Origin of the sequence: Spirosoma profusum, assembly GCF_014699005.1 — a bacterium.
GTDB lineage: Bacteria > Bacteroidota > Bacteroidia > Cytophagales > Spirosomataceae > Spirosoma > Spirosoma profusum.
Genome location: NZ_JACWZY010000003.1, coordinates 242,858 through 255,859, shown reverse-complemented (window position 1 = coordinate 255,859; position 13,002 = coordinate 242,858). Strand labels below are relative to the sequence as shown.

23 protein-coding genes are annotated in these 13,002 nt (G+C 50.1%); all 23 read right to left on the bottom strand.

Translation table 11 applies throughout. From position 1 onward, the window contains the following. Positions 1 to 130: 130 nt before the first annotated feature. The gene (locus IC229_RS05780) at positions 131 to 1,216 is read right to left on the bottom strand and encodes a hypothetical protein (protein WP_190885986.1); all 1,086 of its coding nucleotides are present in this window, start codon (positions 1,214 to 1,216) and stop codon (positions 131 to 133) included. A gap of 92 nt (positions 1,217 to 1,308) precedes the next feature. After that, complete coding sequence (locus IC229_RS05775) at positions 1,309 to 2,793, bottom strand: S49 family peptidase (protein WP_190885985.1); 1,485 nt, start codon at positions 2,791 to 2,793, stop codon at positions 1,309 to 1,311. A gap of 494 nt (positions 2,794 to 3,287) precedes the next feature. Further along, positions 3,288 to 3,683: a hypothetical protein gene (locus tag IC229_RS05770; RefSeq protein ID WP_190885984.1), complete on the bottom strand. Its 396-nt coding sequence runs from the start codon at positions 3,681 to 3,683 to the stop codon at positions 3,288 to 3,290. Between the two features lie 89 nt (positions 3,684 to 3,772). Continuing rightward, complete coding sequence (locus tag IC229_RS05765) at positions 3,773 to 4,258, bottom strand: hypothetical protein (RefSeq protein ID WP_190885983.1); 486 nt, start codon at positions 4,256 to 4,258, stop codon at positions 3,773 to 3,775. 60 nt (positions 4,259 to 4,318) lie between these two features. Next, positions 4,319 to 4,903 (bottom strand): hypothetical protein, encoded by a 585-nt coding sequence (locus IC229_RS05760; protein WP_190885982.1) that lies wholly within the window; start codon positions 4,901 to 4,903, stop codon positions 4,319 to 4,321. Positions 4,904 to 5,127: 224 nt separating this feature from the next. Next, positions 5,128 to 5,427, bottom strand: a complete 300-nt coding sequence (locus IC229_RS05755) for a hypothetical protein (protein ID WP_190885981.1) — start codon at positions 5,425 to 5,427, stop codon at positions 5,128 to 5,130. Positions 5,428 to 5,431: 4 nt separating this feature from the next. Further along, complete coding sequence (locus IC229_RS05750; protein WP_190885980.1) at positions 5,432 to 5,710, bottom strand: hypothetical protein; 279 nt, start codon at positions 5,708 to 5,710, stop codon at positions 5,432 to 5,434. A 3-nt stretch (positions 5,711 to 5,713) separates the two neighbouring features. Continuing rightward, positions 5,714 to 5,929, bottom strand: a complete 216-nt coding sequence (locus tag IC229_RS05745) for a hypothetical protein (protein WP_190885979.1) — start codon at positions 5,927 to 5,929, stop codon at positions 5,714 to 5,716. Between the two features lie 33 nt (positions 5,930 to 5,962). Further along, a complete protein-coding gene (locus tag IC229_RS05740) occupies positions 5,963 to 6,562 on the bottom strand; it encodes a hypothetical protein (RefSeq protein ID WP_190885978.1) in 600 nt (199 codons plus the stop codon). A gap of 8 nt (positions 6,563 to 6,570) precedes the next feature. Further along, positions 6,571 to 7,053, bottom strand: a complete 483-nt coding sequence (locus IC229_RS05735; protein WP_190885977.1) for a DUF1643 domain-containing protein — start codon at positions 7,051 to 7,053, stop codon at positions 6,571 to 6,573. Then, positions 7,053 to 7,694, bottom strand: coding sequence for a hypothetical protein (locus IC229_RS05730; RefSeq protein ID WP_190885976.1), 642 nt, complete (start codon positions 7,692 to 7,694; stop codon positions 7,053 to 7,055). Before IC229_RS05730 ends, IC229_RS05735 begins: the two co-directional genes overlap by 1 nt. Next, entirely contained in the window at positions 7,678 to 8,181 is a 504-nt protein-coding gene (locus IC229_RS05725; protein ID WP_190885975.1) for a hypothetical protein, read from the bottom strand. Before IC229_RS05725 ends, IC229_RS05730 begins: the two co-directional genes overlap by 17 nt. A 2-nt stretch (positions 8,182 to 8,183) precedes the next feature. After that, positions 8,184 to 8,444, bottom strand: coding sequence for a hypothetical protein (locus IC229_RS05720; RefSeq protein ID WP_190885974.1), 261 nt, complete (start codon positions 8,442 to 8,444; stop codon positions 8,184 to 8,186). An 18-nt stretch (positions 8,445 to 8,462) separates the two neighbouring features. Beyond that, entirely contained in the window at positions 8,463 to 8,846 is a 384-nt protein-coding gene (locus tag IC229_RS05715; protein WP_190885973.1) for a hypothetical protein, read from the bottom strand. Continuing rightward, entirely contained in the window at positions 8,846 to 9,190 is a 345-nt protein-coding gene (locus IC229_RS05710; protein WP_190885972.1) for a hypothetical protein, read from the bottom strand. The genes IC229_RS05715 and IC229_RS05710 overlap by 1 nt, the downstream gene beginning before the upstream one ends. Then, a complete protein-coding gene (locus IC229_RS05705) occupies positions 9,180 to 9,410 on the bottom strand; it encodes a hypothetical protein (RefSeq protein WP_190885971.1) in 231 nt (76 codons plus the stop codon). The genes IC229_RS05710 and IC229_RS05705 overlap by 11 nt, the downstream gene beginning before the upstream one ends. Positions 9,411 to 9,420: 10 nt before the next feature. Then, a complete protein-coding gene (locus IC229_RS05700) occupies positions 9,421 to 10,662 on the bottom strand; it encodes a phosphoadenosine phosphosulfate reductase domain-containing protein (RefSeq protein ID WP_190885970.1) in 1,242 nt (413 codons plus the stop codon). Then, positions 10,659 to 11,333: a hypothetical protein gene (locus IC229_RS05695; RefSeq protein ID WP_190885969.1), complete on the bottom strand. Its 675-nt coding sequence runs from the start codon at positions 11,331 to 11,333 to the stop codon at positions 10,659 to 10,661. Before IC229_RS05695 ends, IC229_RS05700 begins: the two co-directional genes overlap by 4 nt. A gap of 2 nt (positions 11,334 to 11,335) precedes the next feature. Then, positions 11,336 to 11,539 carry a hypothetical protein gene (locus IC229_RS05690; protein ID WP_190885968.1) on the bottom strand — a complete coding sequence of 68 codons (204 nt, stop codon included), beginning with the start codon at positions 11,537 to 11,539 and terminating at the stop codon, positions 11,336 to 11,338. Positions 11,540 to 11,616: 77 nt separating this feature from the next. Beyond that, positions 11,617 to 11,943 (bottom strand): hypothetical protein, encoded by a 327-nt coding sequence (locus tag IC229_RS05685; RefSeq protein WP_190885967.1) that lies wholly within the window; start codon positions 11,941 to 11,943, stop codon positions 11,617 to 11,619. 14 nt (positions 11,944 to 11,957) lie between these two features. Then, complete coding sequence (locus IC229_RS05680) at positions 11,958 to 12,188, bottom strand: hypothetical protein (RefSeq protein WP_223833877.1); 231 nt, start codon at positions 12,186 to 12,188, stop codon at positions 11,958 to 11,960. After that, positions 12,181 to 12,525, bottom strand: coding sequence for a LytTR family DNA-binding domain-containing protein (locus IC229_RS05675; RefSeq protein ID WP_190885966.1), 345 nt, complete (start codon positions 12,523 to 12,525; stop codon positions 12,181 to 12,183). The genes IC229_RS05680 and IC229_RS05675 overlap by 8 nt, the downstream gene beginning before the upstream one ends. Next, the gene (locus IC229_RS05670) at positions 12,526 to 12,972 is read right to left on the bottom strand and encodes a DUF3127 domain-containing protein (RefSeq protein ID WP_190885965.1); all 447 of its coding nucleotides are present in this window, start codon (positions 12,970 to 12,972) and stop codon (positions 12,526 to 12,528) included. Between the last annotated feature and the right edge of the window lie 30 nt (positions 12,973 to 13,002).

The window sequence follows — 13,002 nt, the reverse complement described above, 5'->3', positions numbered from 1 at the left end:
GGTTAAGGATTTAGGCAGAATCACCGGGAAGGTATTGCTGCCGAGGGTTGTCGTTAGAAAATAAATGAGTGATATTGTGCAGGTTGGGGGTGATACTGATTTGATCAGCATCACCCCCAACCTGCATCTACTATTCCTGATCGTTGACGAATAGGACGTCCAGATCAGCAATTTCGTAGGCTAGAATCGCCTGCATTTTGCAGGTGTAGCCGTGCACAAACGGAATAAGCGGCCCGATACCGGTAAAGTCGCTCGTCAGATCGGTGCCCATCTTTAAGTTTTTATCGATGTCGACGACCAAACGTTTGCTGCCCGACATCCAGCTGGCGGGTTGCAGGATCCACTTACCATCCGAACCGATGATGGCTTTACCAAAGATCTTACCGGCCCCGTTCACCACGTCCAGGAAGCTGGTACCGTTGGTAAATTTGGCCAGGGCGCTCATGTTGTAATTATCATACACTCCGCGTGAGCAGCGAATAATACCATTTACGTTACGAATCGCTTCGGGCAGATTCAGGTAGAACTGCGTAACCTTATCGAAGGTGTTGGTGGCGTCCATCGTACCCGTCGCAATTTTATTGCGGGATGGCAGCGAGGAGTAAACCTCCTTAATGATAACACCTGGCCCTTTGGCGATACTACCTGCGTTCACTTTGAGCCATTTGGCCGGGTGGGTCTGGGGCGACTGACCAGCCGTCGTAACGACCACGCAGGAATAGTACGATTTGTTAAACACCACGCGATCGCCAACGGCATACGTAGCGCCCGAATCAAACGCCAAAACGTCCTCTGAGTTGACACCCAGATACGCATTATCGTTGATTTCAGAACGTTGTTTTTTTATCTGCTCTTCCCAGAAATACTCAGCAAAGCCTCCTGGATAATCCTTGGCGTTGGCTTTCAGTTGTTCAGAGAGATACGTTTTTCGGAGCTCCTCGGGAATAACCCGCAGGATTTTCATACCGGTATGCGGTACGATCGTCCGCTTGGAGAACGTGCCCGCCTGACCATCGGGATCCACTACGTCCACATCATAGGGACGAAAGCCATCGTTGGCCTTGTATTTAGGCAGGATGCGCGGAGCTGTCAGGTTGGTGATCAGGTCCAGGTCATTGGCGATGTCCAGATCGGTGAAGATTGAGGTACGAATTTTTTTCTCGTACTGACCCGCATAGTTGTTAATCGCGGTGATGTCGTTTTGCGGTGTTGCCACTGTGATAGAAGCGGTTAAGGGTTTAGATACGGTTTGGGTAAATGACCTGCCTGATAGTGATCAGGCAGGTCAGTAATGGGAATGGCGAGGGGTTAGGCGTTGCCTTTCAGCCGCTTCAGTTCAGCATCGGTTTCGCTGATCGCTGCTTCCGGCGTCGGGGTGATCGTTTCTTCCGTCTTTTCGACCGTCGAACCGAAGGCACCGGGTTGTTTACCCAGGCGAGCGATTTCTTTGTCCTTCTCGGCGATAGTGCCGTTAGCGGTGGTCAGCTGCGCCTGCAGGTTTTGCACTTCAGCAAAGTCAGCCTGACTGATGACGTGTACGTTGAAGCCTCCAGACGCCAATTCAGCGTTGATGGCATTCGTTTGTTCTTCAGTAACTGCCTCAGCGGCTGTGCCTTTGATAGCTGCCAGCGCAGCCAGTTGCACATATCCAAAAATGGCCATGGATTTAGTTGGGGTTTGAGTTGTCGTAGGTTGGGGATCAGCATCGATAGCGGCCACCGGTTGGGTGATTTCTTCGGCTGGTTGTTCGGGTTCGGTAGCAGCTACTGGCGCCGGTGCAGCCGGTGCCACAGTTTCCACTGCAGCGGGTGTTTCGGTAATGGCAAAGCCACCATTCAGGGGCGTTGTAGGAGATTCCTGCTGACGGGCCTGGTGCAGTTCAACCACCCGGTTGACGGCCGTGTCGAGGTTGCCAAACCCGTCGATCAGCCCCAGCTCAATGGCCTGACTGGCGTAGAACAGACCGCCCTGAAATACATCAGGACCGCCTTTTTTGACGGGTTTGATGCGGGCACCACGGCCCTGCTCAACGGCTTCCCGGAACAGATCAGCGGCCTGGTTGAGATCTTCCCGTAACAGAGCAGGGTTACCGTCCAGCGCTTCGCGGAACGGCCGGTTCTTCTCCGAAGAGCGATCGGAATAAATCGTATGGGTCGTGATACCCAGCTGCTTTTTGCGCTCCCGATTATCTTCGAATTGCACGTACACGCCGATCGATCCGACCTGGTCGCTTTTCTGGGTGGCGTAGATATCGTCGGAGCCGCAGGCCAGCCAGTACGCTGCCGACGCCATCAACCCTTCGTTGATTACCGATACAGTCGGTTTCTGGGGGTTACGGATGGCGTCGTACAGCGTCGGGGTGCCACTTAACTGGCCCCCGGGACTATCGATCAGGCAGACAATGCCAATAATTTTTTCGTGGGCGTAGGCCAGATTCAATAACTGGCAGTACTCTTCGGTACCGATGGAGCAGCAGGTGCTTTCCTTGAAGATTGCACCCCGAATATCCAGTACGAAAATGGAATCATCGGGCAGCTCGGGATCTTCTAAACCGTAGCGCGTTTGGGAACGCTCAGAGGCGCTGGCTGAACTGCTGACAGCATAGCCGACACGGCTAAGCCGATCGTCGCCAGATTCTTCGTTTTCTTCGTCTTCATCGTCCTGAAAGGCTTTGGGATTAAAATCACCGGCGATGTAGCTCTGAATGAAGGGGATGTGCGCTTCGGCGAACGTGGGCTCGATGAGCCACATGCTGCGCATAAAGGCGGAGAGGGTACGAAAGTTCCGGTTCATGGCACGAAGTAGCTTTAGGGGCTCCTGCTCAGCCGCGACACCCGATGAGACGCTTTTAAACAACGAATCCGGTCACCAATGTGACCGGATTCGTTAGGGAAGCAACTGGGTGGATAGAAAGGGGTTAACTGTGCAGCAGGCCCCGGCCAAACAATAGGCCGGCCAGTACCTGACGAATGAGCAGGAGAGGAATCTGTAGCTCTGCCTGTACGAATTGTCTGGCATGGCTTAAACGACGTCGGAACGCAATAATATAAGCCCGTAGGAATCGGAATATAGTTTTGCGTTGGTAGCCTTCAACGTGATTGTAGCCACAATTCAATTCTTGTTCACGAGATCGGTACGTGTGATCGACAGCGGGAGTAGGATGGTCCGTGTTGGCCAGCCACATAAGCGTCAGGGCGGTCAGGATTAAGAATAGGGCAGCATACGGCTAGGCGTTACATGATGGAATTGTTTTGTTTAGTGACCTCAAAACAACCGCATCGATACCCTTACACCGCGACACCCGATGAGACGATACGTTCGACGAGTGGCGTAACTGAAATATCCAGATAGAACTGAGGATCTTCAACGTAACTATCATCCGATCGATAGCCGCCCCGATAAATATTAATAACGTAGGAATGACGGCCACCGGGCAAAATGCTGTAGAGGTAATACTCAGGCTCCTTGTAGGCATCATCCCCCCGCCCTGTCAGGATATAATCCAGTGCACGTATCAAATCCAGATGCGGCTGGGGCTGGTCAACCCACGGTATAGCGATCAAATCACAGTCCCTATTTAGACTTCCATGCAATACCAGATTGTAACCCATTTCGCGGGCTTTTTCCTGCAACAATCCCAAATAATGGGCATAGAGCATCGGTTTGGTTTTGATTGGTTTCATCGTCAGTAAGTAGGCTGTTCTTTACTTTTAAGAAAAATCCCATCCGTAGAGCAGATGGGATCTGGGCAAACTGTAACGTGTATGTATGCTTAAATACCAGTGACTAAAGGTGGAGGAGCGGTCACGGTTCCCTGAAAGGTAAGGGTGGCTCCCCGCTGTGAACCCATGGGACCACCCACGCCAAAACGGTACGTGAGTTGCAAGGATTGGGTTTTGGTGCCCACTCGTCGCCAGGTGCCGGTATTGTCCTGGCATTCGACAACGAAGCGGTGGCGTACCATTTGGGCCAGGGCTGTACGCTGCTGGGCTGAATCACCCGGCAGAAACAGTGAAATGGTCAGATTCCAGATCTCACCATCGTCAACCTCCTGCTGCTGCTCATCGTAGGTTTTGGTGCCTTCCGTGCCATACAGTTTAATCCAGGTATACCCGGATTTAAACGTGGGCGGACCATTGACTACCATCGGACCACCGGCGGCCGGCTCGGGCATGCTTTGCACCCCGATTACCGGCACGCACCGGATGAGATAGTGACCGGCTGGATTGTTACCACCGGCGAAGAGCAGGTCCGTCATGAAACGAAGGTGGCAACGGGCGCTGCCTGATTCCGCGACACCCGATGAGACGGTCGCTAGTTATGCCGCCAGTGGAATGGGGATAAACTGAAACGTAGAACTAACTTCTGGCGCGAAGCCATTGGCCCCAATCTGTTTCCGATACCGTAGGTACATCTGCTTGAGGGCCGCTTCGGAGAAATCATCCTCCGAAAAATCGTAGCGATCGCACCAGGTTTTAATGCGACTCATAGGCGGGGTGTCCCGGGCCTGCTCGCAAAACTGAACCAGCTCGTTTTGCATCATAAACTCCACCCAGTTGTGCCAGACGCCCAACTCGATGTAATTCAGCAGGTACTGATGGCGGGTGTAGTGAAATTCACTGATACCCACGCCGATCCGATCCGTATATACTTTTTCGGGGTAGTATATACGTTGGCTCTTGCCACGCGACTTACTGCCAGGTCGCTCCGCCCAGCAGGCAAACAGGGCTTCCTTGTGATTCTGACACATGGCCCACAGAAACAGACCCGGCCCGGTGGCCTGCGGGTCCAGCAGCATGGGTTGGGGAGTACCCGTTGTGGGATCACGTAACTTGGTACGTATAAATTTAGCTACGCGCGGCAGGGCTGGTAGTTCAAAAAGAACAGGATTCGAGAAAAGCATTAGAGTTACGGAGAGTATCACCGAAAATTACGAAGAATTTCTGCGTACAATCCGTAGGTAATTAGCCCACTGGGGCACTTGCCAATAATTTCAATACCGTTTCCAAGGGATAGCTAAACAATTGAGGATGTTGCCTTTCAGTACCTACCGTTTACGAAAGAATTTACAGTCCTATCAGTTTTGTAAACTAGTATACCGCCATCCCTGAAAGCCGGGAAAGTGTATTAATTTCTGTCTCTTACCGGTGGTGGCTCAGGTGGTGCATGACCTTCACGAATGACACGGTTAGGTGGGGGCGGAGGTGGTGGCGGAATAGGCCGCTTTTGAGCAATCTTCCAGGCTTTTTCCTTAATGTAAATCAGCCCTGCTTCCGACCACTTATGGATGATCAACAGGTTTACAAATTGCCATACAAATTCTGGTGCCTGCCCTGCCTGCAGGAATTTGGCGTAAAACTCAGCGGCCTGGTCGCGGGTCATGGTTACCATCAGGCTTTCAAATTCGATTCCAATTGCTGATTTCATTGATTTAATTAAGTCGGTCTTTGTTAACAGTATCATACAGCGCCTGCTTGACTCTCAGTGAGGCTTCATCATCCAGCATAAACTGATACTGGGTGCGGCCATCGTCGGTCTTTCGGATGCTCATTTGGCTAAAACCTATTTTCAGAAAGGGGAACACGGTCTGTTGAAATTGGTGCGCCATCCAGTCTGACAGGGTGAGCGTCCAGAAATTAGCTACCTTCTGATTGGTTTTCGTATCAATCACCGTCTCACACCTGAAATTGCTCTGATCGTTTTCCATCATAGTTCAAGCAGCTTCGATAGTGACCGGATTTACGCCTTGAATGGCACGGGCTGCATCGCCCTGAATATTTTCGTAAGCCATCTCAAGTGCTTCTTCGTAATCTAATCCGTACAGTTTCTGGCTATTCTTACTTAGCACGTAAGGTGACTGGTAATCTTTGGCGATTTTCTTTAGAGTTGAGAGCATGTTATTAAACTGCTCAGCCTGTTTTTTATTCATGATGTCAGTTATTGGGTTTAATAATTGGATTGATCAGCTATCTGTCTTCACCTGGTCTTGATTCGTTTCAGCGATTCGTTTACGTTCGAGACGTCCTTCGCTGAGTTGGATTTTGTCCAAATACTCGATCAGCCGGCGTTGGACAATTGGAAGGGTTGACCCCGATACATAGCGCTCTCGATTACCTTTGTAGCGTTCAGGAAGTTTGAATTTTATAAAAATCCAGATGCGGGAGGCTACGCTTGGCCGGGAGTAAAACTCCACTCCAAAATCGTCACAATCGAAATGTTTTACCAATACAGCCATCAGGGTTGATAGGGACATATCCTCCCACTTAAAAAGTTTATCAAATCCCGATTCACGTTTTGACTCTGGAGCAGTTCGCCAGCCATGATACCAGGCAAACAGGCTGTAAATAGCCGTATCACGGGGATCGCCCTTTTGGATATGCTCTACCATATCACGCTGGAGATCCTCTTCCCAGTCGGGTATTTTCCAGGCTTCACCAAACCCATACTTACGTTCATTCGCCATGAGCTTGTCCAGCAGTACAGCACTGAAGTTTTCCAGCAGTGCTGTAAACTCGCTTTTAAGGGCCTCCTCTCTGAGTGTTAAGGTTTCAGTAGTATCCATCTGGTTGATTAATTGAATTTTCGTAAACCCGTCAGGCGGGGTAAATACAATGGATGGCGGGGATGGCCACCGGATGTTTTGCCCAGGCAATACGCATCAGGGAAAGCAGCTATTACCTGCTGATCCCGTTTCAGATGGCTACCATGGACGCCCCAGATAAACACCACTCGTTCACAGCGGTGACGTAGCTCTTCCAGCCAGTAGTTATTGGTCACGCCAACCGGATCGGTCTGCTGTTTCATTGTCAACGGATCCGTTGCACGGTAGGCAAATAGATTACCGATATAAAAGCCACCGTACCCGAAATCCCTACAGAAGCCAATGCACCGACGTATCGTTGGATCGTCCGTTTCACCATCGGCCGTCGACGGATTTAAACCGATGAAAAAAAGGAGGGGTTTCGACTCATCCCAGATACGCCAGAGGGCGAAGCGATATTCCCGGTTTAGGGAGAAATAAGCTCCTTTGTTAATGGGGAATAGTGTTTCCATCAGCTTAAGTGTGGCAAAATTTTGGCTAATATTTGCTTTATCTCATATTCTGATATCCGCTGATACAAATCGGTATTCGTGTTTTGCTCCAGATCCTGATTGCTAAAGCAGTATGATTCATACGTGGGATCTTCCCGGCCTTCAAAAACCAGCCAGGCTGTATCGTCAAAGGGATTACACGCAACGGTGTGCAAGATTTTAGGCCCTAACTCGAGACATTGCCCTGCCTCAACCGGTTGAAAGGATTGGGTTACCATCGGATATTCAGGGTCAATCAGCTCAAAACCCTGTTTACCCTCCTTAATCTGGCTGTGATAGCGGTACTGACGCAGTTTGATGTATTCCCCCTGATCGAAAGCCAGTGGCTGTCGGACTGTCCAGTTCCAGAATGTTCCCAAAACAGCGTGTAAGGTCAAATTACAGTGATGTGGGTGAAAGCCGATCGTCAGCCCCTCATGGATGAATTGAGGGTGATTCCGGTACATTAGATTGCCTTTTGCCGCATAAAACAGGCGAATCGTTTGCCCTGGTGATTCCAGCAGCATTAAAGAATGAAGCCCCAGGCAGTGGCAGTTCCGCAATGAGCGACTGACAATCGTCTCCAGATTATTATTGATAAGGTGGTTAATGAGCGCCTTCATGGGTTGTGATTTGTTTTGTGTGATGACTATTATCTGTTAGGGACGATTCATAGCTGATTCGTATTTGTTTGTGAAATCGACCAGTGGGGCCATAGCGACGTCGTTGGGCGTTGTCCTTACGGTCTAAGCGAAAGTGGCAAGACTGACAAAGTGCTGCCAGATTCTCCAGCTCATTGTTATCAATGTTGTGATCCAGATGCGCGACCGTCAGAATAACGACCTTAAGTTTGGGCTGATCAGAATCCACGATGCAGTGTTTATTGTACTGGCGAACGTATTTACGGGCTTCCCTGGACGTTTTCTCGCCAAAGCCAAACTGGTCAGCCTCCAGATTACCAGCGAGCCGTTGCCATTCTCCCTTCTCCCAGTAGCCAACGGCGTAGTTAGCTACCCCGCAGTGCTCACAACGATTTCGGGCACGGATAAACCGAACGAAACGACTGATCTTATGCCACTTTGGATGGTATTTGCTGTAGTCAATCGGCATGGCTAGTGAGGATCAGTATTCCGTTCGATTTCAGTAGCCACATCTTCCATCCGCAGCAGATCCAGCAAGTCGGTCTGTACCTTGATGAGTGTATCAATTTGCTTGCTTATGGCCGATAGGTTTTCATTAGTCTCATCCTGTTGTTCGCGAATGAATCCCAGATGAATATTTGTCTCTTCCTGCTTTTTGAAGGAGATATTAAATCCCATCCAAACCATCCAGCTGGTGAAGAAAAACATTAGAACCAATGCAATATTTTCCATAATACAGTTTGTCTAGAGTTAACTTATAAGTGAATTTTCTTCTGGCTGAGCCGCCCCATCAATCGAATAGGTATAGCCAAAATTTCGCATGAACAGGTGCAGGTCATTGAGGCCCCGAAACGAGTAACGGAGTGCTCCATAGCGGCCTTCCGTAACGTCATCATACTTCAGCTTATCCGCCCAGATCCGGTGCTCGATCCAGGGTTGATCAAGTTGCTGCTCAATTGGCAAATCGAATATCGAAGCATGCCAGTAGTACTGAATGAAGTAATTGTCGTGGTAATCCGGCCGACGTTTGGGTAGCTGCTTTTGCTGAAAATTGGCTTTTACAAAACCGGCCTGGGTGATCATCTCCAGTGACACTGGTGGATTACCTTTACTGGTGAAGATATTGGCTTTCATTAGCGTAAAGGGATGATTAGTGAATCCTGAACCTGTTGATGATCGATACCCGCTTCCGTCAGTGCGATCGTAGCGGTGGGCTTATCGGGCAATTCACCTGGCAATATCCAGATCTGACTCTCCAGCCCATTCTCAACGTATTGGATCGATACGCTACTGGCCCGTACACCATGATGGTTGGACGTGTAGAGTTCCAGTTCACGGTACAAGGCACTACGTACATGCTCCAGCGTCTTAATGTAGATCGGGCCTTTGCCCTGGCACAACGTTTTTGCCTGAGCAATCAGGTGCTCCTCCAGTTTATTGAGGGGCTTACGAGTCCCCATGGTCAGTTTAAAGAACATAGTCGTTAGGGTTAGACCCATTCAGCAATTGTGAATTTTTGGGTCGGTTAAACGATTTGAAGGATTCGTCGACGACTGGATCGACTTCAGTATCGAGGGCATCCAGATCACAGTGTCGTTTATAAAGCAGCAGTAGGTTTTGCCGGGCCTCTTCAAGCGTTATCCCTTTCCGATCGGCGTACTGCTCGACCCGGGCACGGTCCCATTCGATACGTGTCATAAAAGTTTGGTTAGTATTCAGCAAATAGGTTCTCCATGACACTTCCATCGGCGTATTTTCGGTGATGGAGAACATTGGCTATAGGTTCAGTACCATCCCATCCATCAGGCCACGTATTTAATTTTTGCAGCTGTAGTATTCTGGCACATTCATCATCATTTAGAAAGTCCACCCGGGGCATACCGGCCAAATCGGCTTTTGTATTGACTTCGCTTTGAATGCGGGTTAATTGCAGAAAGAAATGGCGACGTGCTTCAATCGTTAGTGGCCCCATACGTTGCTGGTTTTTTGATAGGGTGCCATCTTTTCGTTTTTCTCCACCTGGCTTTCGTAGCCGATATTTGGCCATCTTCATTTCCCGATAGAGTGGCTTCAGATTGAGTAATGGAGCCAAGTAAGACCACTTTGGCATTTTACAAACAGCCGTTAAGGCAAGGTCTTTTGAGGCTAACGGACAACCCATACAGCCGGTACGGGCGTTAATTTCTTCAGCATCTTCACCTCCGTAGGCATCTGCTAGAATTGACGTATCCCAACCGCCACCGCTCAGGCCCGGGTACTCATCAAACAGATCAGTACGTTTCGAAGGAGCATATACTTTGAGCCAGTCCCAGACCAGACACAGTCGCCAGTGGATAATTGGGGCTAATGTCGATGTGATATCATTCTTAAGTCCCGTCTGATACCAACCTTGGCCACACTCGGCTCCATCTTTCGAGCAACTCTGTGAAATTCGACCATCCCGTACGGCTGATTCCCCCTGACGTACACCGGTGATAGTTAAGATCTTCTCGCCTGTTTTCTGAAAAATTGACAACAGGGCGGCTTCCATCGGCTCAACCTTGATATGGCCAGTGCACCAACGGAAGGTGTTGGAGGGCGGAGGAACACCCCGGCCTAGCATATAGACAAGGAAGCGTTTATCCATCGGAGCAACGGCCACAACAACGTTAATACCCAAACTCCTGAGCTTTTTGATAATGGCCTGCGCCGATAACCAGAGCGGTACAATCTCCATCCTGGTGTCTGCATAGCATACCGTCAGGCTTTCAGGAGGAGCGATCAACCCAGCCGCCAATAGTTGCAGCACAACAGTTAAAACGGTAGTTGAATCTTTGCCACCCGACCAGGCCATTGCCCAGTGTTTGTGCCGCCCACCATATTCATTTAAACTCGCAATGGTGAGGCCAATGGCATCAGTAATCGGCATTTTGCCATTACCGAACAGGAAAGCTTGTTCTGCTTTTTTCATGATAGCACCTCCTTCGGCTTTTTGATGGATTTGTACTCGACTACCCAGTTCCAGGGATTCTGCTCCATGGTAATCCCGTTGATCTGATTATAGAGTACGACGTAGGCTTCAATTGGGTCTTTTGTACGTACCCAACCGGCAGGAGCACTTGGCACGGGAATCTGATAGCACCCTCTTTTGAAAAAGATATAGATACCTTCTGCCAGGGCGTCAGCTTCGCTGATAGCATGCAACTGCTCAGCACGTATGGCCGTGATTTCGAACCAGAGTCGGGCAGCTTCCTTCGGCATATGAATGGAAGGAATCAGTCGTTTATCCTCATTGAGCAGAATAGGTGCCGTATACGTTGCCAACTTAACTTGCTCGGCATCGGCCTTATAACGCCATTCTCCAGTATTATTCCGATACAAGGTTTCCCGACCATAGAGCTGATCACCTGCCTGACCGTAGGGACACTGATTAAAGAGAACCAGGTTCTGACCCAGCTTGCCAGACGTTACGTTAGAGGCTACAAAAAATTTCTTTCCTAAAGACCGATTTGCATAGTCCCAGTTGCCATTATCCCTCAGAACTGGCTGAGGCTTTATCATTCGCCGGGTTTGGGTTTTTCTCCAATGGATGTTGGCCAGCACCATGGGTTCGGTGAAGAGTAGGCCACGTTGTTTGGTCATGTTCAAATGCGTTTACGTTTTCGGATCGTTGTGTACAGGGTGCCCAGGTTGATCATCAGCCACTCCATGCAGTGCATGCGGTAGCGCCGGGGTGGTCTGGGGTCCAGCAACATCAGCAGCAGGAGCAGGGCTGCCAGCCACCAAAGCAGGGTGGGTAAACCGCCTATTTTATGGGCGAAATGCGCTAAAAGGGTTGGGTTTTTCATGGTGAAGGCTGTAAAATCCCCTACCCAGTCGTCACTGGCCAATGCGAATGCAGAATGTGTAGGGGAGTTGACTAAGGTTAGGTGGTTGATTCGACCGCAGGTGTCTCCTCGGCCGGTATAGCCGGTTCGGGCTCCAGACTGGTTTTTACCCAGTATTTGTAACACTGATTGCCCAGAGTAGCCGTATCGGCCAGGTAGCCGGTGCCGTCCGGCATAACGAACAGCAGCCCACCGGTACGTTTGTGCGCAAAGCAGCGTACTTTGCCCTGATCGAAGTTGAGCGTACCCAGCTCATGGTATTCATGGGTACGTTTTTGCCGGTTGGGAATCTCTTCCCGGGTTAAGCGGACAGCGGCTACCGGTACGATCTCCGGTTTTTCTTCGGTGATTTGATCCTGACTCATAATCAATAACTAGGTTAAATTTTACGGTTTTCCTGCTTCACCTTCCACCAGGCGATCAGAAACAGGGCGATGTAGAGGCAAATAATCAATAACGGAATCATCCACAGGGGAGCGCAGACCCACCACCATGACCAGGCAATCAGGCCCGTCGATTTGAGCGTAGTCAGTACAAAAAACAGGGCGATCAGGATGATGAGCGAATGGACGCTCCAGCGGGCTGATTCCGTGATATAGGGTTCAGGCATGGGGTTCAAACTGATTAAATTGTTGCTGAATCTGGGACTTTCGCCGTCTGGCCACCGGGAGTACCACCCCGCTGGTCAGCTCCAGTGAATTTTTCCGCTTATAGATGCGGGCTACGTAGGAAAAATTCACCAGGTGTTGTTTGTGTACCCGCACCAGCTCCGGTAGGCGCTGCGCCATTACCGACAGGCAGATGGCTATTTTCAGGGCCGTACCATCGACGAAGTGGACGATGCAATAGACGTTGTTGCCTTCAACCCGGAGCACCTCCTGCAACTTGACTTGCAGGCGCGGCCGGTACAGAATCATGCGAACCGATGAGTGGGTTGGGGTTGTCATTTAAAAAGGGAGATCGTTATCCTCCCCCTCAAAGCCAGCAGGTACAGTTGCCGTCGCTGCAGGGGCTGGTCGGCTGGGCGCTTGAACAGGAGGAACGGCAGGTGCTGGGGCTGGAGCGGGCCGGGTGGCAGCAACCGCAGACTGTTTATTGACCGTTTGAATCTTCCAGGCGATTAATTCAGTAATGACACCTTTCCGGCCTCCCTTATCCGTATTGTCATACTTACGCCCATCGATATTAAACGATACCTCGATCGTCTGACCTTTCTGCAGGTTATCGACCAGGTTCACTTTGTCACCCTTCAGTTTAAATTCGGGCGTACTAGGCCATTCCGGATTAGTTGTAACATCCAGATAGAACTTGCGAACCAGAAAGTTATTCTGGCCAACTGTTTCGGTGGCCATGGCCCCCAGGAAGGTGCCGGTAATCACTAGTTTGTCACTCATACAAGTACGTTTTACCTCGCCAGGGGATAT